The sequence below is a fragment of the Mycobacterium lehmannii genome (genome assembly GCF_002245535.1).
Lineage (GTDB): Bacteria > Actinomycetota > Actinomycetes > Mycobacteriales > Mycobacteriaceae > Mycobacterium > Mycobacterium lehmannii.
Map to the genome: position 1 here is coordinate 95,881 of NZ_NKCN01000006.1, position 22,726 is coordinate 118,606.

The 22,726-nt window shown below is 67.6% G+C and carries 20 protein-coding genes; 6 read left to right on the forward strand and 14 right to left on the reverse strand.

The genetic code is table 11. The annotated features are described in order from the left end of the window. Positions 1–26 precede the first annotated feature (26 nt). Genes CEX87_RS09330 through CEX87_RS09340 form a run of 3 tightly spaced genes read left to right on the forward strand, consistent with a single transcriptional unit; the run spans position 27 to position 3,923 of the window. Positions 27–1,964, forward strand: a complete 1,938-nt coding sequence (locus tag CEX87_RS09330) for an acetyl/propionyl/methylcrotonyl-CoA carboxylase subunit alpha (RefSeq protein ID WP_094286855.1) — start codon at positions 27–29, stop codon at positions 1,962–1,964. Beyond that, entirely contained in the window at positions 1,946–3,130 is a 1,185-nt protein-coding gene (locus tag CEX87_RS09335) for an acyl-CoA dehydrogenase family protein (protein ID WP_269845537.1), read from the forward strand. The genes CEX87_RS09330 and CEX87_RS09335 overlap by 19 nt, the downstream gene beginning before the upstream one ends. A 13-nt stretch (positions 3,131–3,143) precedes the next feature. Then, complete coding sequence (locus tag CEX87_RS09340; protein ID WP_094286857.1) at positions 3,144–3,923, forward strand: enoyl-CoA hydratase family protein; 780 nt, start codon at positions 3,144–3,146, stop codon at positions 3,921–3,923. On the opposite strand, the gene CEX87_RS09345 is transcribed toward CEX87_RS09340, so the two are convergent. After that, on the reverse strand, positions 3,920–4,885 hold the full coding sequence (locus CEX87_RS09345) for an HTTM domain-containing protein (RefSeq protein WP_094286858.1): 966 nt from the start codon (positions 4,883–4,885) through the stop codon (positions 3,920–3,922). The two genes, CEX87_RS09340 and CEX87_RS09345, sit on opposite strands and share 4 nt — an antisense overlap. Then, positions 4,882–5,457, reverse strand: a complete 576-nt coding sequence (locus tag CEX87_RS09350) for a hypothetical protein (RefSeq protein WP_064419016.1) — start codon at positions 5,455–5,457, stop codon at positions 4,882–4,884. The genes CEX87_RS09345 and CEX87_RS09350 overlap by 4 nt, the downstream gene beginning before the upstream one ends. A gap of 117 nt (positions 5,458–5,574) precedes the next feature. Here CEX87_RS09350 and CEX87_RS09355 point away from each other — a divergent pair, with 117 nt between their 5' ends. Further along, positions 5,575–6,336: an SDR family oxidoreductase gene (locus tag CEX87_RS09355; protein WP_094286859.1), complete on the forward strand. Its 762-nt coding sequence runs from the start codon at positions 5,575–5,577 to the stop codon at positions 6,334–6,336. Between the two features lie 94 nt (positions 6,337–6,430). Next, a complete protein-coding gene (locus CEX87_RS09360; protein ID WP_094286860.1) occupies positions 6,431–7,012 on the forward strand; it encodes a DUF1707 SHOCT-like domain-containing protein in 582 nt (193 codons plus the stop codon). A gap of 11 nt (positions 7,013–7,023) precedes the next feature. Here CEX87_RS09360 and CEX87_RS09365 read toward each other — a convergent pair whose 3' ends face one another. The 8 genes from CEX87_RS09365 to sfnG all read right to left on the reverse strand — a co-directional run bounded on the left by CEX87_RS09365 (position 7,024) and on the right by sfnG (position 16,938). After that, positions 7,024–9,006 (reverse strand): VWA domain-containing protein, encoded by a 1,983-nt coding sequence (locus tag CEX87_RS09365; RefSeq protein ID WP_064399506.1) that lies wholly within the window; start codon positions 9,004–9,006, stop codon positions 7,024–7,026. After that, complete coding sequence (locus CEX87_RS09370) at positions 8,999–10,381, reverse strand: ATP-binding protein (protein WP_198957190.1); 1,383 nt, start codon at positions 10,379–10,381, stop codon at positions 8,999–9,001. The genes CEX87_RS09365 and CEX87_RS09370 overlap by 8 nt, the downstream gene beginning before the upstream one ends. Positions 10,382–10,429: 48 nt before the next feature. Continuing rightward, complete coding sequence (locus tag CEX87_RS09375; protein WP_094286981.1) at positions 10,430–11,089, reverse strand: hypothetical protein; 660 nt, start codon at positions 11,087–11,089, stop codon at positions 10,430–10,432. A gap of 51 nt (positions 11,090–11,140) precedes the next feature. After that, positions 11,141–12,706, reverse strand: coding sequence for a bifunctional phosphoribosylaminoimidazolecarboxamide formyltransferase/IMP cyclohydrolase (gene purH, locus CEX87_RS09380; RefSeq protein ID WP_064426395.1), 1,566 nt, complete (start codon positions 12,704–12,706; stop codon positions 11,141–11,143). Beyond that, on the reverse strand, positions 12,703–13,332 hold the full coding sequence (purN, locus tag CEX87_RS09385) for a phosphoribosylglycinamide formyltransferase (protein WP_064399504.1): 630 nt from the start codon (positions 13,330–13,332) through the stop codon (positions 12,703–12,705). The genes purH and purN overlap by 4 nt, the downstream gene beginning before the upstream one ends. Positions 13,333–13,342: 10 nt before the next feature. After that, positions 13,343–14,785, reverse strand: coding sequence for a cell division protein PerM (locus CEX87_RS09390; RefSeq protein ID WP_064426396.1), 1,443 nt, complete (start codon positions 14,783–14,785; stop codon positions 13,343–13,345). Positions 14,786–14,856: 71 nt separating this feature from the next. Then, positions 14,857–15,756 carry a DUF5336 domain-containing protein gene (locus tag CEX87_RS09395; protein WP_064399502.1) on the reverse strand — a complete coding sequence of 300 codons (900 nt, stop codon included), beginning with the start codon at positions 15,754–15,756 and terminating at the stop codon, positions 14,857–14,859. Between the two features lie 51 nt (positions 15,757–15,807). Continuing rightward, a complete protein-coding gene (gene sfnG, locus CEX87_RS09400) occupies positions 15,808–16,938 on the reverse strand; it encodes a dimethylsulfone monooxygenase SfnG (RefSeq protein ID WP_066807850.1) in 1,131 nt (376 codons plus the stop codon). A 104-nt stretch (positions 16,939–17,042) separates the two neighbouring features. Here sfnG and CEX87_RS09405 point away from each other — a divergent pair, with 104 nt between their 5' ends. Next, positions 17,043–17,891, forward strand: coding sequence for an LLM class F420-dependent oxidoreductase (locus CEX87_RS09405; protein ID WP_064399500.1), 849 nt, complete (start codon positions 17,043–17,045; stop codon positions 17,889–17,891). Here the strand turns inward: CEX87_RS09405 and modA are convergent, their stop codons facing one another. From modA to sucC, 4 genes are all read right to left on the reverse strand, one after another. After that, positions 17,892–18,554, reverse strand: coding sequence for a molybdate ABC transporter substrate-binding protein (gene modA, locus CEX87_RS09410; protein WP_094286983.1), 663 nt, complete (start codon positions 18,552–18,554; stop codon positions 17,892–17,894). A gap of 100 nt (positions 18,555–18,654) precedes the next feature. Next, positions 18,655–20,193: an acetyl-CoA acetyltransferase gene (locus tag CEX87_RS09415; protein ID WP_094286862.1), complete on the reverse strand. Its 1,539-nt coding sequence runs from the start codon at positions 20,191–20,193 to the stop codon at positions 18,655–18,657. Positions 20,194–20,379: 186 nt separating this feature from the next. After that, positions 20,380–21,282: a succinate--CoA ligase subunit alpha gene (sucD, locus tag CEX87_RS09420; RefSeq protein WP_064399497.1), complete on the reverse strand. Its 903-nt coding sequence runs from the start codon at positions 21,280–21,282 to the stop codon at positions 20,380–20,382. A 12-nt stretch (positions 21,283–21,294) separates the two neighbouring features. Then, complete coding sequence (gene sucC, locus CEX87_RS09425; RefSeq protein WP_064399496.1) at positions 21,295–22,458, reverse strand: ADP-forming succinate--CoA ligase subunit beta; 1,164 nt, start codon at positions 22,456–22,458, stop codon at positions 21,295–21,297. Positions 22,459–22,726: the final 268 nt, after the last annotated feature.

Below are 22,726 nucleotides of genomic sequence, written 5' to 3' on the forward strand. Positions count from 1 at the left end.
CTTCAGACTCGGCGCGGGAGAAGCACATGATCAGTCGAGTTCTGGTCGCCAACCGCGGTGAGATCGCCCGTCGAGTGTTCGCGACATGCAGGAGACTCGGCATCGGTACGGTCGCCGTCTACACCGACCCCGACGAGCACTCCCCGCATGTCGGCGAAGCCGACGCGCGGGTACGCCTGAGCGGCCGCACCGGATACCTCGACGCCGATCAGCTGATCGCCGCGGCTGCGGCCGCAGGCGCCGACGCCGTTCATCCGGGATACGGGTTCTTGTCGGAGAACGCCGATTTCGCGCGCGCGGTAGGTGAGGCGGGCCTGACCTGGATCGGGCCGCCTCCCGCGGCGGTCGCCTCGATGGGCAGCAAGATCGAGGCGAAGAAGATGATGGCCGCCGCGGGTGTCCCCGTACTCGACGAGCTGGACCCCGACGGCGTGACCTCCGATCAACTGCCCGTGTTGATCAAGGCCTCGGCGGGCGGCGGCGGCCGCGGCATGCGCGTGGTGGGTGAGTTGTCGGAGTTGCCGGGCCAAGTCGAAGCCGCCCGCAGGGAGGCGGCATCCGCATTCGGCGACCCGACGGTGTTCTGCGAGCGCTACCTAGCCAGCGGGCACCATGTCGAGGTTCAGGTGCTCGCCGATGAACACGGCACCGTCTGGGCGGTCGGTGAACGCGAGTGCTCGATCCAGCGGCGCCACCAGAAGATCATCGAAGAGGCGCCCTCGCCGCTCGTCGAGCGCACACCGGGTATGCGCGCCAAGCTGTTCGATGCCGCGCGGCTTGCCGCGACCGCGATCGGCTACACCGGAGCCGGCACCGTGGAGTTCATGGCCGACGCGTCCGGCGACTTCTACTTCCTCGAGATGAACACCCGGCTCCAGGTCGAACACCCAGTGACCGAAGCGACCACCGGCCTGGATCTGGTTGAACTGCAACTGCTTGTCGCCGACGGGGGCAGGCTCGACGCCGAACCGCCGCCCTCACGGGGCCACGCCATCGAGGCGCGCCTCTACGCCGAAGATCCGGCGAAGGGCTGGCAGCCGCAGGCAGGCACCGTGCACCGGTTCGAGGTCCCGGAAAACGTCCGGGTGGATTCCGGGGTGGTCGACAGATCGGTGGTGTCGATCTTCTACGACCCGATGCTGGCCAAGTTGATCTCCTATTCGCCCCACCGTCGCCAGGCGGCCGCCATCCTCGCCGATGCACTGTCGCGCAGTCGCATTCACGGCGTGCGCACCAACCGCGATCTGCTGGTCAACGTGCTTCGTCATCCGGCGTTCCTCGACGGCGCCACCGACACCGCGTTCTTCGACACCCACGGGCTGGGAGCATTGTCGGCACCGCTCACCGACGACCGTACGGTCGCGTTGTCGGCAGTGGCCGCCGCCCTGGCCGATGCGGCCGAGAACCGCAGCGCTGCTACGGCATTCGCGGCCGCCCCCAGCGGTTGGCGCAATCTGGCGTCGGGGCATCAGATCAAGCGGTACGCGGACATCGGGGGCATCGAGCACGACGTCCGGTACCGGTTCACCCGCTCGGGTCTCGAGTTGCCCGACCACGACGACGTGTCGCTCCTCTCGGCATCACCGACGCGGATCGTATTGACCGTGGCAGGCGTGGACCGGCCGTTCGAGGTGGCACGCTACGGCCAGGACGTGTTCGTCGACTCACCCTCGGGCCCGGTGCATCTCACCGCCAAACCCCGGTTCGGGGACCCCGACGACGCCGTCGCTCACGGCTCGTTGTTGGCGCCGATGCCCGGCTCGGTGCTGCGCGTCGGCGCCGCGGCCGGCGACACCGTCACCGCAGGCCAACCGCTGGTGTGGTTGGAAGCCATGAAGATGGAGCACACCGTCACCGCACCCAGCGACGGTGTGCTCGCCGAACTCAACGTCGAACCCGGTCAACAAGTCGATGTCGGCTTCGTCATCGCCCGAGTCGTCGCCCGATCCGAAGGAGAACAGTGAGCAGTTTCGTCGAGACCGAAGAGCAGCAGGCGTTACGCAAGTCGGTCGCCGCGATGGCCGCGAACTTCGGCCAGGATTACTACCTGGAGAAGGCGCGCGCCGACGAACACACCGACGAGTTATGGTCGGAGGCAGGCAAACTCGGGTTCATCGGGGTGAACTTGCCCGAAGAGTACGGTGGCGGCGGCGCAGGCATGTATGAGCTGTCGATCGTGATGGAGGAGATGTCGGCGGCGGGCTGCCCGCTGTTGCTGATGGTCGTTTCGCCCGCGATCAACGGCACCATCATCGCCAAGTTCGGCACCGACGACCAGAAGAAGCGCTGGCTGCCCGGCATCGCCGACGGGTCCATCACGATGGCGTTCGCGATCACCGAACCCGACGCCGGTTCCAACAGCCACCGCATCACCACCACCGCGCGCCGCGACGGCGCCGACTGGATCCTGTCCGGCCAGAAGGTGTACATCTCCGGCGTCGATCAGGCGCAGGCGGTGCTCGTCGTCGGCCGTGCCTACAAGGAAGGGGCCCACAAATCCGAATCTCTTCGGCCGGCGCTGTTCATCGTGCCGACCGACACAAAAGGGTTGAGCGCGACCAAGATCGAGATGGAACTGGTCAGCCCGGAGAACCAATTCCAGCTCTTCCTCGACGAGGTCCGGCTGCCCGCCGACGCATTGGTCGGCTCCGAGGACGCCGCGATCGCGCAGCTGTTCGCCGGCTTGAACCCCGAGCGCATCATGGGCGCCGCGAGCGCGGTCGGCATGGGCCGGTTCGCGATCGACAAAGCCGTCGACTACGTCAAGACCCGTCAGGTCTGGAAGACACCGATCGGCGCCCACCAGGGGCTGTCACACCCGTTGGCGCAGAACCATATCGAGATCGAACTGGCGAAGCTCATGATGCAGAAGGCGGCATCGCTGTACGACGCGGGAGACGACGTCGGTGCCGCCGAGGCGGCGAACATGGCCAAGTACGCCGCAGGTGAGGCCTCGGTTCGCGCGGTCGATCAGGCGGTGCAGTCGATGGGCGGCAACGGCCTGACCAAGGAGTACGGCATCGCCGCCGCGGTGACGGCGTCGAAGCTCGCCCGTATCGCGCCGGTCAGCCGGGAGATGATCCTGAACTTCATCGCGCAGACCTCTCTCGGGCTGCCCCGTTCCTACTGATAGGGCCGTACTGATGAGCGCACTGGTCGGCTACGCGGTCGACGGGCCCGTCGCCCGACTCACCCTCGACTCACCGGACAACCGCAACGCCTTGTCGACCACGCTGGTCGAACAGCTGCACCAGGGCTTCACCGACGCCGTCGCGGATCCCGGCGTGCGGGTCGTCGTGCTGGGTCATACCGGCGGAACATTCTGTGCGGGAGCCGATCTCAGTGAATCCGCGGGGCGCGACCCGGGCGACCTGGCCGTCGACCGCGCCCGCGAGATGACCCGGCTGCTGCGCCGCATCCTCGAGCTGCCGGTCCCGGTGGTGGGCGTGATCGACGGGCACGTCCGCGCCGGCGGGCTCGGGCTGGTCGGCGCATGCGACGTCGTGGTGGCCGGCAGCAAGAGCACGTTCGCGCTGACCGAGGCCCGCATCGGTGTGGCGCCGTCGATCATCTCGTTGACCCTGCTCCCCAGGATGACCAGTCGCGCGGCGAGCCGCTACTTCGTCACCGGCGAGAAGTTCGGAGCCGCGGAGGCGGCCGACATGGGGCTGATCACGATCGCGTCCGACGATGTCGATGCCACCGTCGCCGAGTTGACCGCCGCGATCAGCAAGGCGTCGCCGCAGGGGTTGGCGACCTCGAAGGCGTTGGTCACAGCGCCCATCCTGGAATCCTTCGACCGTCGCGCCGAAGAGCTCACCGCGCAGAGCGCCCAGTTGTTCGTCTCCGAGGAGGCCCGCGAAGGCATGCTCGCTTTCCTCGAGAAGCGCCAGCCGAGGTGGGCCGGCTCCGCCGAGTCCTAGGGCACCGCCGACTGTTCGGACGATGGTGGTGGCGGATCTGACAAGCGGTTGTCGCGCTTGGCTTTCCACCGCGGCGGCAGGCGCTCGATCGCCTCGCCGGGAACGAACGCCAGATACAGCACGAACATCGCGACGCTGAAGAACGCGACGTTCAGGTTGACCATGATCGTCAGGTGCATCACCACGCCCGCCGCCAGCACCCAGTACCGCCAGCGTCTATTCCAGACGAGGATCGCCAGCGCCAGTTCGATCAACAGGGTGCCCCACGCGATGAGGTTCACCAGGATCGCGTTGGCCGCCAACCACTCCGGAGCAGGCAACAGCGCCCATCGGCCGTCGGTCCCCCATGCGTAGAAGACCGCTGAGCCGTCCACCCAGCTCTTGTTCGCCAGCTTCGCCTGGACGGTCGCCAGGTAGATGATCGACAACTGGATCTGCAGCAACCGGACCGGCCATACCGCCCTGGCCTGCGCAGACCAGAACGTACCGGCGAGCCGTCGCTGGTCCAGCGACAGCGCCGCACCGCACGACGAAAGCGCCAGAACCAGGGCGGTGACGGTGAGGATGGAATCCCCGGCGTTGAAGAAATGCTCACCGCGTCGCAGAAACGACTGCAGCAGAACGAAAACGAGGACCGCCGCCACCCGGCTGTGCCAACCGAGAGTCATCGCGACGGCGGCCACCAGTAGCACCGCCCACCCGGCGAGAAGCGCGTTGTCGCCCGGCCATATCTGGAAGACGCTCCACTGGAAGTTCACCCGGGGATGCTCGGGCTCCACCCCTTGACTACCGAAGACGCCGAGAAGATCTGGGAGCAGCGTCAGGCACCAGGCGACGATGACGAGGCCGAACCCGATCCTCACGAGACCCAGCGGGTAGGCGGGCCGAGCGGTGAAGAAGAAGGCGTTCCAGCGGTCGGCGGCGGAACCCCACGTCGACCGGACTCGATCCCCCGCGGTCATCGCGCGCCCACCAGATCCTCTTGGTAGAGGAGTTTGGAGGCGACGGGGCGCCGGGTCTCAGCCGACTCCTCACCCGGCGCCGTCAACGTCTCGGTGTGGAGCAGCATCGTGACGCCGACGGCCTTGTCGTTCGGCTGACTCACCTCTCGGACCACCCAGTGGGCCAGCTGCCGCCGGAAGTCGGAGTCCAGAAGGGCGGCATACCTGAGCAGCAGCCAACGGTCCCACCACCCGACGCCGCCGGCGCCGGGCTCGAAGGTCCACACCCGGGTCTGACCGCCAGCGAAGCGCACCTGCACCTCGACGGAGTCTTGGCGCCTGCTCGGGTTGGCATACATCGCCCAACTCTGGTCGAGCGCGGCGGGCACCGCGATCGGCTCGACGACGGGAAGCAGTTCACGCTTGATCGGCGAGTCGGGCAGGTTGCATACGATTCCGACGACCACGAAGACCACGATGCCGATACTGATGACCACCCTGCCCACGGGCGAGCTCTCGAACCGCTGTTGCAGAGTGTTCAAGCCGCCAAGGCGAGAGCTGCGCTCCTGCTGCTCCTGCTGGTCTGGCGTCACGGTTCTGGCCTCTCGTCGGGAACACCCTAATTCACCGTGTGATTCTCGCCGTGTCGCCGCGTCTGCGCAGAACTCGGCGTCTCCGAAGGGCTTGACCACGGGCATAGTGTGAGGCTGATGTCACGTACGGTTCTCGTCACCGGGGCAACGGGCACGCTGGGCCACCGCGTGGTACCGGAGGCGATCGACGCCGGCCACGATGTTCGGGCGCTGAGCCGCAAGAGCCATGTCGGATACACCGGCGTGCACTGGGCCCAGGCCGACCTGCTGACGGGTGCGGGCCTGGACGCGGCGGTCGACGGTATCGAGGTCGTGGTCAACTGCGCGACGCAACCGATCGGCGACAAGGACGTCGCGGCGATGCGCAACCTCGTCGCCTCGGCCCGCCGGGCCGGCGTCGCGCACATCGTGCACGTGTCGATCGTGGGCATCGACCGCATTCCGCTGCCGTACTACCGCACGAAGCTGCGCGCCGAACAGGTCCTCGAAGCGTCCGGCGTCGGCCACACGGTGCTGCGGGCGACACAGTTCCACGACCTGATCCGCACGATCTTCGCCCTGCAGCGGTACTGCCCCGTGATGTGGGCGTTTCGCGGGGTGCGGTTTCAGCCGATCGACACCGCCGACGTCGCGGCGCGGCTGGTGGAACTGGTCGGCGCCGAACCGGCGGGCCGGGCGCCGGACGTCGGTGGGCCCGAGGTGCACACCCACACCGAGTTGGCGCGCATGTATCTCGAGGCCACGGCGAGCCGGCGCCGGACCCTTGCGGTACCCGCGCCTGGTCGAATCGGGAAGGAGTTGCGATCGGGCGCCAACCTGGCTCCGCACAACCGGATGGGCGTGCTCGGGTTCGCCGAATTTCTGGCAGCCGGGAAATAAAGTTCGCCCATCTAGATTCTTCGCCCTCGCGAGTCAGGGCACAGTTTGGCCTACTTGCTTGCATGTGCCACGGTTCGTCGTACGCTCGTATCCGATGAGCAATCCAGCGTCGCGGAGCGGTCCGATGCGTGCTGCTGACACCGATCGAATTCAGGTGGCACAGCTGCTCACTGATGCCGCCGCCCAGGGCCGACTTCAACTCAACGAGTACGAGGACCGCCTGACCAGGGCGTACGCCGCGCAGACGTACGACGAGCTGGACCGTTTGTCGGCTGACCTGCCCGGCGCGATCACGCGGGGGCGCAGCGGCGGCCCGTGCCGGCCTGCGCCGTCGACGATGCTGCTGGCGATCATGAGCGGCTTCGAGCGCCGCGGTCGCTGGAACGTGCCGAGGCGGATGACCACGTTCGCCCTCTTCGGCGGCGGAGTGGTGGATTTGCGGTACGCCGACTTCACCTCACCGGAGGTGGAAATCCACTCGTACTCGATCTTCGGGGGCCAGACGATCCTGGTGCCGCCGGAGATCAACGTCGACCTGCGTGGCGTCGGGGTGATGGGCACCTTCGACCGGTCCGTGGAGGGTGAGGGCTCGCCTGGCGCGCCGTGCGTGTGCATCCGCGGCTTCTCCCTGTGGGGCCGAGTCGGCGTCAAGCGCAAGAAGCGCAAGGCCGCCTGATCCCACCGGCGTCAGCGTCGTCGGCGAGACCTCAAGTAGTCACCGACAACCGCGGCGCCCAACCCGTCGAGGTCGGGCACCACCACGCGGCCCTCCACCCGCCGCGCCACCTGGTCGATGAACCGCGCCAGCCCCGGATCGTTTCCCAGCCGGAAAATCGTCACCTGCGCGCCGAGCGCGGCCACCTCGTCGAAGCCCTTGACCGTGTGGGCGATCGTCCGCGGATGCGGCGGGTAGTCAAAGAACACAGCAGAAGAGCGGTCGTCGTTCACGCCGCGCTCCAGGTGTGCGGTTGGCTCACCGTCGGTGACCACGAGCACCACCGGCTGGGCGTTGGAGTGACGGCGCAGATGGCGCGCGGCCAACGAGAGCGCATGGTGCAGGTTGGTGCCCTGCTCGTACACGCCCTCCAGGCCGGTGAGCTCGGCGGCCGTCACGGTTCGGGCATAGCGTCCGAACGCGATGATCTGTAACGCGTCCGACCGGAACCGCGTGCTGACGAGATGGTTCAGCGCCAGCGCGGTGCGCTTCATCGGCAGCCACCGGTTCTCCATCACCATGGAGAACGACGTGTCGACCAGCAGCGCCACCGCCGCCTGGGTGCGCGTCTCGGTCTCGGAGATCTCGACGTCCTCGACCGTGATCTGAATGGGTGAGCCCGGGCTCGATTCCGGATTCCCGGCTTGGCGCAGCACCGCGTTGGTGAGTGTGCGCGTCACGTTCCACGGCTCGGTGTCGCCGAACGCCCACGGCCGGGTCGCGCCGGTCAGCTCGCCGGCCGCGCCCGCCCTGCGGGTGTCACGCTCACCGTGCCTACCCGAAAGCTGTTGGGCCACATCGCGCAGCGCCGTCTGCCCGAGCTGGCGCATCGCCTTGGGCGATAGCCGCCACTGGCCATCGGACCCGCGGTCGAGGAACCCCTGGTCCATCAGCGCCCGTTCCAGCTCGGCCAGCGTGCGCGCGTCGACGGCGGCGTCCTCACCCAGCTGGCGGGCCAACATGTCCAGATCGACGTCCTCCATCGTGGCGCCGGCATAACTCTGCGACAGCGCCTCGGCCAACTGCTCGAGTTCGGCGATGTCGGCCATCGCCTGAGCGCCCTCACCCATGCCGAGCGGGTTGTCCCCGGAGAAGTTGGACGAACCGCCCCAGTCCTCCCCGGGCCGGGCCGCCTGCAGATGGGAGTCGAGGCGGTTCAGCGCGTTCATCAGCGAGGGGGAACCGAATGCCTGTTGCGCCAACGCATCCAGCTCGGCGCGCTGCTCGGCGCTCAGGCTGTTGCGGAAGCGCTGGGCGGCCGCGGCCCGCTGGGCCAACGAATCCAACAGTTCGTCGACGTTGCGCGGGTTCTCGGGGAAGAACTCGCCGTGCTTGTTCATGAAGTCGTCGAAGTCTTGCTGGGAGTCCTCGCCCCTGGCGTGCTTGTCCAACAGCTCGTTGAGGTCGTCGAGCATCTCGTTGACCCGCTGGCGGTCCTCGTCGGTGGCGTTCTCCAGCGCCTGCTTCATACCCGCGAACCGCTGATCGAGCATCTCGCGGCCGAGCAGATCCTTGATCTGCTCGTACTTTTCGCGGCCCTCGGGGCTTCGCCATTCGTAGTCCGACAGCTCCTGGACGGCCTTGGCGGGCGACGGCGGCAGCGACTCGATGCGCATCTCGTTGAACCGCGCGTCGTCGTCCAGAGCACGCGCCAGCTCCTTGCGCTCGGCGAGCACCGCCTCGTCGAGGAGCTTCTTGACCTCGGCCAGTGTGCCGTCGAGGTTGTTGCGCTGCAATAACTCCCGGCGCCGACGGTTGGCCTCGGCGGCGAGTTTGTCGGCGCCGCGCATGTTCTTGGTGCCCCGGCGCAACATCTCCGACAGCGCGCGGCGCGGCGAACTGCCCTCCATCACGTCCTGGCCGATCTGCTCGAGCGCCTCGCGCAAATCGATCGGGGGCGCCAGCGGGTCGGGCCCGCCGGTGTATCGCGAATACCGCGAGACGTGTCTAGCCATAGGTCGTTTCGCCCTCGTCCGACACCTTGTCTATCCGCTTGGCCAGATACAGCGCCTCGAGTGCCAGCTCCACCGCTGCCGCTCGCTGCCCGTCGGACTTCGCGTCGAGCCGCTGTTGGATCTCGGCGATCGCGGGTACTTCCGGCACAGCGGCCAGCACCTCGCGCGCCGAGACCCGATCACCGGTGGTGACGGCCGAGCCGTTCTCGATCGCGACCACCAGCGGTCCGACATCGATGCCGCCGAGCAGCCGTTGTGCGGTGTCCGCGGTGGCCCGCCGCAGCAGGTGCTCGAGCACCGCCTGCTCGCGCCCCTCCTCACCGGACTCGAACTCGAGCTTGCCGCGCAGCACGTCGACGACCGAGCCCAGGTCGACCACGCGGGCCACCGGCTCCTGCTCCCCGAGCACCGCCGACCGGTGACGCGCGGCCGCGGCGACGGTCTCGGCCGCGGCGATCGCGAAGCGCGCCGAAACCCCTGAGCGCTGGTCGATCGACCGCGACTCGCGCAGATAACGGGCGAACCGTGCCAACACCTGGATCAGGTACTCGGGCACCTCGGCGGCCAGGTGTGCCTCCTGGGTGATGACGCCAACCTCGGCGTCGAGTTCCAGCGGGTAGTGCGTGCGGATCTCGGCGCCGAACCGGTCCTTGAGCGGGGTGATGATCCGACCGCGGTTGGTGTAGTCCTCCGGGTTGGCGCTGGCGACCACCAGAACGTCGAGGGGCAACCGCAACGTGTACCCGCGGACCTGGATGTCGCGCTCCTCCATCACGTTGAGCATCGACACCTGAATGCGCTCGGCGAGGTCGGGCAGCTCGTTGATCGCGACGATGCCCCGGTGCGCCCTCGGGATCAAGCCGAAGGCGATGGTCTCCGGGTCGCCGAGGCTGCGACCCTCGGCCACCTTGATCGGGTCGATGTCACCGACCAGGTCGGCCACGCTGGTGTCGGGGGTGGCCAGCTTCTCGGTGTAGCGCTCGCTGCGGTGCCGCCACGCGATCGGCAGGTCATCGCCCGAGTCAGCCGCGCGCCGGATGGACTCGGGGGTGATCGGGTCGTAAGGGTGCTCGCCCAACTCCGACCCGGCGATCACCGGGGTCCATTCGTCGAGCAGACCTGTCAGCGCGCGCAGCAGCCGGGTCTTGCCCTGACCGCGTTCGCCGAGCAGCACGACGTCGTGGCCGGCGATCAGCGCCCGCTCCAGCTGCGGAATGACGGTGTCTTCGAAGCCGAGGATGCCCGGCCACGCGTCGCGTCCCTCCGCCAGAGCGGCCAGTAGGTTGTCCCGGATTTCTTGCTTGACGCCCCGCTCGCGGTGGCCGGAGGCCCTCAGCTCGCCGACGGTGCGGGGTAGATCTTGGGGTTGAGTCACCACTCCAAGCTACGACTTGTCTCGCGCGCGTGCGCTCCCCGCGTCGACTCAGCCCGCCGACGGCGGCAGAAGTTGGAACCCGTCGAGGATCGTCTGGCTGTCCCGCTGATACGTCGGGTCCTCGGGAACCAGCGTCTGGACGGTCACGCTGACGGCGAAAGTCTGTCCTTCGGTGCGCATCACCGCGCCGAGCGCGACGGCCGGATGCGGCGCGACGTTGCCCATCACCGGCATCTGGTAGTCGAACATCCTGGCGGGCACCCCGCACACCGTGCCCTCGGTCTCAATAACGTCCGTGGCGCCGATGCCCGACTCGAGCGCATCGCGCATGTTGGTGAAAATCAGGCCCGGATCTTGCACACCGGGCGCGCTCTCGAGCGTCACCACGACGTTCGGCGTGAACCCCTGCGCAGTCAGGTCGTCGTTGCGCATGGCGAAGCGGATCAGTTCCGAATCCATCATCGTGGTCCGCTCCCACCCCGGCGGCGTCGGGATCCTCATCACCGGCTCGTTGTCGTTCTTCGCCGGGATCGTCGTCAAAGGATCGTCGACGGCCTCGCACTGCGACGAGTCGAGTCCGCCGGACTCGGTCGCCGCCGACAGGTCCTCACCCGCGACAGCGCGTGCGTCGTCGACGGTCCGCGTGCAGGAGACCAGCAGGAAGGTCGCCAGCAGCAGGGCGGTGGCGGCGCGCGACGCAGTGACCATGCTGTGCAACATAATCACCTCCCGCCGTCTTCGGCGGAGATCAACCAGACATCAGTGCGCGAAGTGCCGTGCACCAGTCAGGTAGAGCGAGATGCCCGCTCTGGCAGCGGCTTCGGTGACCTGCTCGTCGCGCACGGAACCGCCCGGGTGGACGATCGCCTTGACGCCGCCTTCGGTCAGCACCTCAAGCCCGTCGGGGAACGGGAAGAACGCGTCGGAGGCGGCGACCGCGCCGCGTACCCGGTCGCCGGCCCGCTGCACCGCGAGCCGGGCCGCATCGACGCGGTTCACCTGGCCCATGCCGACGCCGACCGTGGCCCCGTCCGCAGCGACGACGATCGCGTTCGACTTGACCGCCCGACACACCCGCCACGCGAACTTCAGGTCCGCCAACGTCGCCGGATCGGCGGGCTCGCCGCTGGCCAGCGTCCAATTGAGCGGGTCGTCGCCGTCAGCGGTGAACTCGTCACGCTGCTGTACCAGCAGACCACCGCTGACCTGGCGGAACTCGGTGCCGCCCGGCCGCGGTTCGGAGGCCACCAACACCCGGATGTTCTTCTTACGGGTGAGCACGTCCACCGCGCCGGCTTCGTAGGCGGGCGCGATGATCACCTCGGTGAAGATGTCGGCGACGGTTTCGGCCATCTCGACCGAGACCGCGGTGTTGGCCGCGATCACACCGCCGAACGCCGACAGCGGATCGCATTCGTGGGCTTTGCGGTGCGCGTCGGCCACCGACTGCGACGAGATCGCGATACCGCACGGGTTGGCGTGCTTGATGATCGCCACGCAGATCTCGGGGTGGTCGAAGGCGGCCCGCCAGGCAGCGTCGGCGTCGGTGTAGTTGTTGTAGGACATCTCCTTGCCGTGCAACTGCTCGGCCTGCGCCAGGCCCGGCCACCCGGCGTCGTCGCGGTAGAGCGCGGCCTGCTGATGGGGGTTCTCGCCGTAGCGCAGCACGGCACTGCGCCGCCACGTGCCGCCCACCCACGCGGGCAGCTTCTGAGCGGGCTCCTCCGGCGCGAGCACGGCACCCATCCAGGAGGCGACGGCGACGTCATACTCGGCCGTGTGCCGAAACGCCAGAGACGCCAGGATTTTTCGTTCGGCCAGCGTGAACCCGCCGGACCGCACCGCGGCGAGCACACCGTCGTAACCCAGCGGGTCGACGACCACCGCGACGCTGGGGTGGTTCTTCGCGGCGGCCCGAACCATCGACGGGCCGCCGATGTCGATCTGCTCGACGCATTCGTCGATGCTCGCGCCGGAAGCGACGGTCTCGGCGAAGGGGTAAAGGTTGACCACGACGAGTTCGAAGGCCTCGACGCCGAGATCGGCCAGCGCCGAGACGTGTTCGGGCTTGCGCTGATCGGCGAGCAGTCCGGCGTGCACCCGCGGGTGCAGTGTCTTGACCCGACCGTCGAGCACCTCGGGGAAGCCGGTGACCTCCTCCACGGGTGTCACCGGAACACCCGCGGCGGCAATGGTTTTCGCGGTCGACCCGGTGGAGACGATGCTGACCCCGGCCTCGTGCAGCCCGCGGGCCAGCTCGGCGAGGCCGGTCTTGTCGTAGACGCTGATCAGCGCCCGCCTGATCGGCCGCTTGCCCTCGGTCATCCCAATGTCGCCTTTCGTCCCGTCCAGGTCACACCGCGGACAGCCACCGCGGCCAGTATCTCGGCCAGAAGTCGCCGTTCGACGACCTTGATCCGTTCGTGCAGTGTCGCCTCGTCGTCGTCATCGAGGATGGGCACCGCCTCCTGCGCCAGCACCGGCCCCGTGTCGGTTCCCGCGTCAACCAGATGCACGCTGCAGCCGGTCACCTTGACGCCGTAGGCGAGCGCATCGGCTACCGCATGCGCGCCGGGAAAGGCGGGCAGCAGCGCCGGATGTGTGTTGATGATGTGGCCCATGAACCGCGAGAGGAAATGCGGCCCAAGGATTTTCATGAATCCAGCGGAGACGATCAGATCGGGCTCGTATGCGGCGGTCGCTTCGGTGAGTGCGGCGTCCCACGCCGCCCGGTCCGGGTAGTCGCGCAGTCGCACGGTGAAGGACGGAACCGAGGCGGCCGCAGCGATGTCGACGGCAGCGCAGTCGCGGTCCACGCCGACGGCGACGATCGATGCGGGATATTCGCCCGCGGTGGCGTCCAACAGCGACTGCAGCAGCGAGCCGGTACCCGACGCCAGCACAACAACCCGCGCAGGAACCTTCGGTGGTACGCGGAGGGGTTGCTGCACGCCTGGCAGCCTAATGGGTGCCGGGCGGACCGTCGTCGTCCGCCATGAAGTGCTCTTCGGGGTCGTCGACAATGTCGTTGGCGGTGTCGTTCGGTGGGTCCGGGGGGGTGTCAGCCTGGTCCGCGGCTTCGACGCCCGCCTCGGCTTCGGATTCGGCTTCGAGGGGCTCATCGCCGACGACCTCGGGCCCGTGTTCGGGTTCGGCGTCGTCGGAATCCGGCTCGGATTGGGGCAACGCGGCTGCATCAGCCTCCACGTCGGATTCCGGGTCGACGTCGGGGTCAGGGGCGACGACCGTCTTGGGCGCCCGCGGTCTGCGGGCCACGCCGCCGGCCATCACCACCGTCAACGCGCCGATTCCGGCGAACCACAGAAACACCGCGGGCCCGAACGTCGTCTGATCGACGCCGACGTCGCCGAAGTTGCCCAGCCGCCCACCGCCGGCGTAGCCGAGCAGCGCCATGGTGAGTGCGGCCAACGCCGACGCGACGATTACTTTGCCCATCGCCGGGCCCACCGGAAGCGGACGTCGCGCGCACTGCTGCCCGACCGCCACCGCCGAGGCCGCCGCGACGATGAGCAGCGCCACCCACACCGGGCCCAGCGGCGGCGAGGGCACCGCCGCGAGCACCGGCAGTGCGGGAATGTCGCCGCCGAAGACGGTAAAGGAACTGAAGGTGGCCAGCCCGACGTGTGCGCTCGACCCGACCGCCACCGCCGCCGTTCCGATCAGCACGTTCGGGATGTACAGCACCGACAGCACAGTCAGGCTGAACTGGCCGAACATCGAGTCGGTGATCGAGTAGAGCTCGTCCATCGTCGACCAGTGCACAACCAGCGAACCCGCCATCACCACACCCGACAGGCCGACGAGCGCGAGCACACCCGCGACCGCGGCGCGGACCGCGTCCGGCAGCCAGGCAGGCAGCGAGGCACGGCCCGAGGTCGGGGCCATCAGCCGCCCCCCGATCCGGGACCCGACGCCGACCATCGCGCCGATCGCGTGTACGGCCAGCACGCCGCCGAAGGCGCGCAACGCGTGCGGGGTCTGCAGTTCGGTGAGCACCGAGGCGGCGTCGTGGACGACGGCCAGCGCGATCGCGGCGATCAGCAGCGGCCCGCCCAACGCCGAGGCCACCACCCAGCGCGTCACGAACCACGAGGCGTTGGGACTGGTCGCCGCCGCGGTGGTGCGCGCAGTGCCCCACACCATCGCCAGCGCGGGCATCAGAGGCAACACCCCGAGCTCGGCGCCGCCGATGGACACCGGCACCAGGTGCACGCCGAGCCACATGCTCGCGATCGCGCCGAGGGCGCCCGTCATGTCGCTGTTGGCGATCAGCAGTTGCAGCAACACGATCGCCGCGATGACGACAAGCGCCACCAACGACGGCCCGAACGCGACCCGAAGCAGCTCACGCGCCTGGCGTGCGCCGACTGGCCGTTGATCCACTGGTTGAGCCGCTCCTGTGTCAGGCTGCCGTGCGGCGGTGACGCACGCGCGGCTCAGACTACTGGCTCACCTCAGGAAGGCGGCGGACCCGACTGCGAGGAAGACGACGGTTGCTCCGGGGTCTGCGTCGTCGGTGAGGATGTCTGCGAAGACGACGACGGCGGTTGACCGTACGCGGGGAAACCGGTCGGCGGTGTCGCCGGACCCTGCTGCCCCTGCTGGCCCTGCTGCCCCTGCCCCTGCCCCTGGAGATGGCTCTGTTGCTGGGCTGCCGGGTAGCCGCCGGTCGACGGGCCGCCCGGATAGCCGCCCGGGTAGGTCGAGGGGTATCCCGGCCGCTGCTGCGGTCCCCCGTGATGCTGCTGGCCCTGGTGACCGTAATACGGGCCCGGTGCGCCGTACTGCTGATGCCCGTAGGACTGGTCGTACTTCGGACGCGGCGCAGGCGGCGTGATGACGCCCGACTCGAACAGCAGCGCCGCCACCGCGATGATCGCCTGGAACAGCGAGAACGCGATGATCAGGTACAGGCCCCAATCGATCGCGGCACCGCTGGGCCGGTTGATCACCTCGGCGATGATCAGGAGGAACGCCGCGACCGCCAGCACTGCGTACACCGACGTGTGGACGCCCTGCCTCGGCAGGAGCGCCGTTCCGGCGAGCAGGCCCGCGACGAGGGACGCCGCGACGGCGAGCACCAGACCGAACGAGCTTCCGCTGATGGTGCCCAGGCCCGGGAAATCCGACGCGGAAATCGTGAACAGGGGCGCAAAGCTCGCGAGGTACACCGCCAGCCCCAACAGCGCCACGGCGGCGGCCAAGTAGAGAGGCAGCTTGCTCGCGACGTCGGAAGCCGAGGATGAGCTCTCCGGCGTCCTGCCGAACTGCTGCGTCGGCGCCGAGAACTGGGTGGTCGGCTGCTGTGCTTGCGGGTATCCCGGGCTACCGGGTGGTCCTTGGGGGTACGACATGGCCTCTCCTGTGCTCGGGCGGGCTTCGAAACCACGCTAGCGCACAGCGCGTCATGCAGAGACCAGCACCGGTTCGCCCACGGTGTCCTGCTCGGCCTGTTCGATTTCGCGGACCAGCGGCAACACCTTCGCGCCGAAGTATTCGATCTCCTCCTGGAAGTGCAGGAAGCCGCCGAGGATCAGGTCGACTCCGCGTTTGCGGTACGCCGCAATGCGTTCGGCGATCCGCTCGGGTGTGCCGATCAGCTGCGTGCGGAAGCCGTCGTTGTACTGCACCAAGTCCTCGAACGTCGAATCCGCCCACATGCCGCGCTTGTCCGCGGTCGCGTTGCCGGCCTGTTGGACCGCGGCGCGAAATCCCTCCACCGCGGGTCTGTTCGCTTTGGCGACGATCTCTTTGAGCGTCTCCTTCGCCTCCTTCTCGGTGTCGCGGGCGATGATGAAGCCGTTGAGCCCGAACCGCACCTCGCGGCCGACCGTGCGGGCGTGCCCGCGAACGTCGACGATCTGCTCGGTCACCCCGTCGTAGTCCTTGCCGTTGGAGAAGTACCAATCCGCATAGAGACCGCCGTTGCGCCGCGCGGCCGTGGAGTTACCACCTTGGAACAGTTCGGGATTGGGCCGCTCGGGGGTGTTGAGCGGTTTGGGTTTCAGCGTGAAGTCGTGAATGCGGTAGAAGTCGCCGCGGAAGTCAACGTCGTCCTCGGTCCAGATCTTGCGCAGCACTTGGAGGAACTCCGCGCTGCGCCGGTAGCGCTCGTCGTGCTCGAGCCACGGCTCACCGAGGTGGGTGAACTCGTCTTTGAACCATCCCGACACGACGTTGACCGCGAACCGGCCGCCGCTGAGGTGATCGGCGGTGGCGCCGAGCTTGGCCAGCACCGCGGGCTGCCACAGCCCCGGATGTACGGCCGCGATCACCTTCAGTTTCTGCGTGGCCAGCAACAGCGCCAACGAGAAACTGGTCGACTCGTGCTGGTACTCCGCGCCGTAGCTGGCCTCGTAGCGGACCTGGGACAGGGCGTACTCGAAGCCGTTGTTCTCCGCGGTCCTGGCGAGCTTGGCGTTGTAGTCGTAGTTCCAGTCGGTGCGCTGTTCGATGTCGCTGGTCACCAGTCCGCCGCTGACGTTGGGCACCCAGTAGGCGAACTTGACGTGCTCGGCGATGCGTTCGGTCGTCATGGTCTGACATGACAACAGTCACCGGCTCTCCCGTCGCCGGTATCGCTCGCTGTGAGCCAAACCCGCGCTTGCCCCCTAGACTGAAACACGTTCTAATTCTGGGCATGGATTACGGGCTCGTTCTGTTCACCAGCGACCGCGGTATCACGCCCGCGGCGGCGGCCAAGCTGGCCGATGACCACGGTTTCACCACCTTCTACGTGCCCGAACACACCCACATCCCGATCAAGCGGCAGGCCGCGCATCCGACGACCGGCGACGAGTCGCTGCCCGACGACCGCTACATGCGCACGCTCGATCCCTGGGTCAGCCTCGGCACCGCGGCGGCGGTGACCTCGCGCGTCCGGTTGTCGACCGCGGTGGCGCTGCCGGTGGAGCACGACCCGATCACGCTCGCGAAGTCGATCGCCACGCTGGACCACCTGTCCGGTGGCCGCGTGAGCCTCGGGGTCGGGTTCGGCTGGAACACCGACGAACTCGCCGACCACAATGTGCCGCCCGGTCGCCGGCGCACCATGCTGCGCGAATACCTCGAGGCGATGCGGGCGCTGTGGACCCAGGAGGAGGCATCCTACGAGGGCGAGTTCGTCAACTTCGGACCCAGCTGGGCGTGGCCCAAACCGATCCAACCGCACATCCCCGTCCTCGTCGGCGCGGCGGGCACCGAGAAGAACTTCAAGTGGATCGCCCGATCCGCCGACGGCTGGATCACCACACCGCGCGACTTCGACATCGACGAGCCGGTCAAGCTACTGCAGGACACCTGGGCGGGCGCGGGCCGGGACGGAGCACCGCAGATCGTCGCCCTCGACTTCAAACCCGACCCCGAGAAGCTCGCCCGCTGGGCCGATCTCGGTGTCACCGAAGTGCTGTTCGGCCTTCCCGACAAGTCCGAAGACGACGTCGCCGCGTACGTCGAACGGCTGGCGGGCAAGCTGGCCGCCCTGGTCTGATCAGGGTTTACCGAAGCCGGCCGCGCCCATTACCCGCTGTCCCGCCTCGCCCGTCACCGCGTCGACGAAGGCCCGGGCAAGGTCGCGTTGCGACGAATCTTTCAGCGTCGCAATCGGATAGACGTTGACCACATCGGCGGCCTCCTGTACGAGCACCACGGTGACGCGGGCTCCTGCATCTCGGGCATCGGTGACATAGACGATTCCGGCGTCGGCCTGACCGCTCGTCACCTTGTTCAGCACGTCGGTGACCGATGATTCCTCGCTGACGGGCGAGAGGTCCAGTCCCGCAGCCACTTCGATCTTCCGTGTCGCCGACCCACACGGGACCTGAGGGGCACAGACCACGACGCCGATCCCGGGTCGGGTGAGATCACGTATCGTCTTGACCCCCTTGGGATTCCCCGCCGCTACCACGATCAACATGGTGTTGGACGCGAACTTCACTGGGTCACCCGCGAGCAGTCCGGCGTCGGCGACCTTGTCCATGTTCACGGTATCGGCGGAGGCGAACACGTCGGCGCGCGCGCCCTGCGTCAACTGCGTGGCGAGGTCGGAGGAACCGGCGAAGGAGAACTCCACCCGAGTGCCGGGGTGGTCTTTTTCGAACTGCGCACCGATCTCGGTGAACGCCTTCTTCAGCGACGCCGCGGCGAACACCATGAGCGAATCACGTTCGGACCCTTGCCCGCATCCGGTGACCAGAGTCAAGAGCAGCGCGGCCAGAAGCAAGAGAGGCTTCACGACTGCTCCTCCCTTGCGGTCAGGCCAGGCTGGCGCGGTTGATCTTCTCCGCCGGACGCACGGTGATCGCCGCACCAAGCGGATCTCCGTCCGACATCAACGCCACGAGATCCTCCTGCTCGGAGATGGCGAGGAACCGCGAGTTGTCCGAATCCATTCTGCCGATGATGATCCCGGTGCGCACCGGCCAGTCGTAGCGAACGGAGTAGGTCTCGATCGTCGCGCGACCGTCGGGCCGCTCGGTCACCGGAACCTTCGGCAGTGCCGCGACGTCCGCGTCGAGGTTCTCGCTGTCGTTCGTCCGCCAGTCGACAGGCAGCGTCGAATAGATGCCGACCGAGTACTTGCTCATGGTGCCGCCATTTGCTCCCACGAAGCCGAAACGTCCCGGCTGATCGCGCATTTGGGAGACCGTCTCGGCGATGGCGTGCAGCGAGTAACTGTTCCCCGGGCCGCCGAAGTACGGCAGGCCGCCGGTCACAGTGAGGCCCCGCGGATCGTCTCCGTCGATGTCCAGCGCCTCGCAGGCGACATACACCGGGAAGGGAAAGCAGCTGTACAGGTCGAAGGTGGCGATGTCGTCGACACCGATCTGGGCCACCCGCAGGGCTTCTCGCACGGCGTGCACGGTCGCGGGGCTGGCGCCGAGGTCGACGCGGTCCAACAGGTCCTGCTCGGTCAGGTCCGAATGCCCGTGCAGGTATACCCATTTCTCCTCGGGCACCCCGAGTCGGCGTGCGGCCGCCACCGACATCATGATCGCGGCGGCGCCCTGGTTGACCTGATCGCGTGCCACCAGAAGACGGGGATAGGGGTCGCAGATCATCCGGTTGTCGTCGGTGACGGTGACGATCTCCTGCACTGAACGTTCGACCGGCGACGACGAAAACGGGTTCTTTGCAGCGACTTTCGACAACGGCGCGAACAGTTCGGCCATCTGCCTGCGGTATTCGGCGACGCCGAGTCCCAACCGGCTGCGACGCGCGTTGTCCAGCAGCCCGTATTGCACTGCGGCACCGGTTAATCCGTGCGATGCGGTGTACTCGGTGAAGTACTTGTGGATCTGGTGCCCGCGGTCCTCGAGCTGACCCTCGACGTGTTCGGTGAAGTCGGGTTTGGTCTGTCCTTGTTCGGCGGCGCGGCGCCAGTAGCGGGCCGTCGAACCCGGTTCGGAGCCGATCACCATCGCCACGTCGAACTCACCCGCCGCGATGGCGCTGCCCGCCTCGGTGACGAGCTTCTGCGGCCCCTGCCCGCCGACCGGTTCGAGCACGACACGGGCCGGATCGCCGCCGACGCGCCCCATCACCGACCGCGGATAGTTGTTCGACTTGCCCAGCGTCGCGGGCATCGGCCCGGAGATCTCGAACTGGCGCAGCGCGTACACCGTCTCGATGGCCTGCGCGGCCGCCGCGGCGTCGACTCCGGTGTCGGCGAGCGCGGCACGCACCGCCTCGGTCGCGAGGTCGACCGCCGACATGCCCCGATAGCCGGGATCGTCGATGCGCTCGGTGAACTGCCCGACGCCGACGATGACCGGGGTCCGGGAATCGACCATTACAGACCTCCTGACAACTGTTAGTTCGTCAGGCTAATCGAGCAGTAGAACGTGTTCCTAATCCTGCGGCGCACTTCACACCCGCGCAGGGCCTGCCACAAGCCGCGAGCGACCGCTTTTGCACACCAGACAGCGGCGTGTTGTGCACAGACACGGTCGCTCGCGCCAAAGAGAGTGGAGCGCGCGCTACAGGCTCTGCAGGATCTCCCGGGCCAGGTTGGCGGTCTCCGACGGTGTCTTGCCGACCTTGACGCCCGCGGCCTCCAGCGCTTCCTTCTTCGCGGCGGCGGTGCCCGAGGAGCCCGACACGATGGCGCCGGCGTGGCCCATGGTCTTGCCCTCCGGTGCGGTAAACCCTGCCACGTAGCCGACGACGGGCTTGCTGACGTTCTCCTTGATGTAATCGGCCGCGCGCTCTTCGGCGTCACCGCCGATCTCACCGATCATCACGATGACCTTGGTGTCGGGGTCCTTCTCGAATGCCTCGATCGCGTCGATGTGCGTGGTACCGATGACGGGGTCGCCGCCGATGCCGATGGCGGTCGAGAACCCGAAATCGCGCAGTTCGAACATCATCTGATAGGTCAGCGTGCCGGACTTCGACACCAGGCCGACCGGGCCCGGACCGGTGATGTTGGCAGGCGTGATCCCGGCCAGCGCCTCGCTGGGCGTGATGATGCCCGGGCAGTTGGGGCCGATGATGCGGGTCTTCTGCCCTTTTGCAACGTTGTAGGCCCACGCATACGCGGTGTCCTGCACCGGAATTCCCTCGGTGATGACGACCAGCAGCGGGATTTCCGCGTCGATAGCTTCGATGATCGCGTCCTTGGCGAACTTCGGCGGCACGAACACCACCGACACGTCGGCGCCGGTCTCCTTCATCGCCTCGGCGACGGAGCCGAACACCGGCAACTCGACGTCCTTGCCGTCCTTGTCCTTGTGCGAGACCGTCGTGCCGGCCTTGCGGGCGTTGACACCGCCGACCAGCTGCGTGCCGGCCTTGAGCATCAGCGCGGTGTGCTTGGTGCCTTCGCCGCCGGTGATGCCCTGGACGATGACCTTGGAGTCCTTGTTCAAAAAGATCGACATGAGGTGCGTCCCTTACTTGTTCGCCAGCTCGGCGGCTTTGTCGGCTCCGGAGTCCATGGTGTCGGCCTGAATCACCAGCGGGTGATTGGCCTCGGCCAGGATGCGGCGACCCTCTTCGACGTTGTTGCCGTCGAGACGGACCACGAGCGGCTTGTTGGCCTCGTCGCCGAGGATCTTCAGCGCGTTGACGATGCCGTTGGCGACGGCGTCGCACGAGGTGATGCCGCCGAACACGTTGACGAACACGCTCTTGACCTGCTCGTCGTTGAGGATGACGTCCAGACCCGCGGCCATCACCTCGGCCGAGGCGCCGCCGCCGATGTCGAGGAAGTTCGCCGGCTTCACGCCGTTGTGCTTCTCACCCGCGTAGGCGGTGACGTCCAGCGTCGACATCACCAGGCCCGCGCCGTTGCCGATGATGCCCACCGACCCGTCGAGCTTGACGTAGTTGAGGTCGTGCTCCTTGGCCTTGAGCTCCAGTGGATCGGTGGCGTCGCGGTCCTCGAACTCGGAGTGCTCGGGATGCCGGAAGTCGGCGTTGCCGTCGAGCGTGACCTTGCCGTCCAGCGCCAGGATCTGGTCGTCAGGAGTGCGCACCAGCGGGTTCACCTCCACCAGCGTCGCGTCTTCGCCGACGAACACCTCCCACAGCTTGGCGATCGTCACCGCGGCGGCGTCGAGCACCTCCTCGGGCAGATGGCCCTTCTTGGCGATTTCACGGGCGAACGCCTCGTCGACGCCTTTGGTCGCGTCGACGGGAATCCTGGCCAGCCGGTCCGGCTTGGTGGCGGCGACCTCTTCGATCTCCATGCCGCCCTCGACCGAGCACATCGCCAGGTACGTGCGGTTGGCGCGGTCGAGCAGGAAGGAGATGTAGTACTCCTCCGCGATGTCGCTGGCCTCGGAGACCAGCAGTTTCTTGACGATGTGGCCCTTGATGTCCAAGCCGAGGATGTTCTGGGCGTGGGTGAACGCGTCGTCGGCGGTGGCCGCGTACTTCACGCCGCCCGCCTTACCGCGGCCGCCGGTCTTGACCTGCGCCTTGACCATCACCGGCTTGCCGATCTCCTCGGCGATCGCCTTGGCGTCCTCGGCGGTGTCGGTCACCCGACCGGGTGTGGTGGGCACGTTGTGCTTGGCGAAGAGCTCTTTCGCCTGGTATTCGAAGAGGTCCATTGGCTGTGGAACGTCCCTGTCTCTAGCGCGTCGATTGCGGAGTTGTTGGGCCGAAGGCTCGGTGGAACTTTATCCACACGCCCAGAACGTGTTGGCACCGCCCACCGCTCATGTGGTAGATCTCACCAGCTCGGCTCAGTGATACAAATCACAATCTCCCGCGGAATAGGCTCTCGGCTTGCAGCCGTCGTCGCGAGTTGGTTAACGTGCCTCTGGTCTCGATAACGCTTTGGTCACGACAGGCAATCCCGCAGGCTTCTCGACAGGC

Bases quoted from the DNA above. Each gene is read 5' to 3' on its own strand.
- CEX87_RS09395 (WP_064399502.1), bottom strand. From the start codon at position 15,756: ATGTCGTACCCCCAAGGACCACCCGGTAGCCCGGGATACCCGCAAGCA.
- CEX87_RS09330 (WP_094286855.1), top strand. From the start codon at position 27: ATGATCAGTCGAGTTCTGGTCGCCAACCGCGGTGAGATCGCCCGTCGA.
- sucC (WP_064399496.1), bottom strand. From the start codon at position 22,458: ATGGACCTCTTCGAATACCAGGCGAAAGAGCTCTTCGCCAAGCACAAC.
- CEX87_RS09365 (WP_064399506.1), bottom strand. From the start codon at position 9,006: ATGGCTAGACACGTCTCGCGGTATTCGCGATACACCGGCGGGCCCGAC.
- CEX87_RS09340 (WP_094286857.1), top strand. From the start codon at position 3,144: ATGAGCGCACTGGTCGGCTACGCGGTCGACGGGCCCGTCGCCCGACTC.
- modA (WP_094286983.1), bottom strand. From the start codon at position 18,554: ATGGTGTTCGCCGCGGCGTCGCTGAAGAAGGCGTTCACCGAGATCGGT.
- purH (WP_064426395.1), bottom strand. From the start codon at position 12,706: ATGACCGAGGGCAAGCGGCCGATCAGGCGGGCGCTGATCAGCGTCTAC.
- CEX87_RS09405 (WP_064399500.1), top strand. From the start codon at position 17,043: ATGGATTACGGGCTCGTTCTGTTCACCAGCGACCGCGGTATCACGCCC.
- CEX87_RS09345 (WP_094286858.1), bottom strand. From the start codon at position 4,885: ATGACCGCGGGGGATCGAGTCCGGTCGACGTGGGGTTCCGCCGCCGAC.
- sucD (WP_064399497.1), bottom strand. From the start codon at position 21,282: ATGTCGATCTTTTTGAACAAGGACTCCAAGGTCATCGTCCAGGGCATC.
- sfnG (WP_066807850.1), bottom strand. From the start codon at position 16,938: ATGACGACCGAACGCATCGCCGAGCACGTCAAGTTCGCCTACTGGGTG.
- CEX87_RS09415 (WP_094286862.1), bottom strand. From the start codon at position 20,193: ATGGTCGATTCCCGGACCCCGGTCATCGTCGGCGTCGGGCAGTTCACC.
- CEX87_RS09375 (WP_094286981.1), bottom strand. From the start codon at position 11,089: ATGGTCACTGCGTCGCGCGCCGCCACCGCCCTGCTGCTGGCGACCTTC.
- CEX87_RS09360 (WP_094286860.1), top strand. From the start codon at position 6,431: ATGAGCAATCCAGCGTCGCGGAGCGGTCCGATGCGTGCTGCTGACACC.
- CEX87_RS09355 (WP_094286859.1), top strand. From the start codon at position 5,575: ATGTCACGTACGGTTCTCGTCACCGGGGCAACGGGCACGCTGGGCCAC.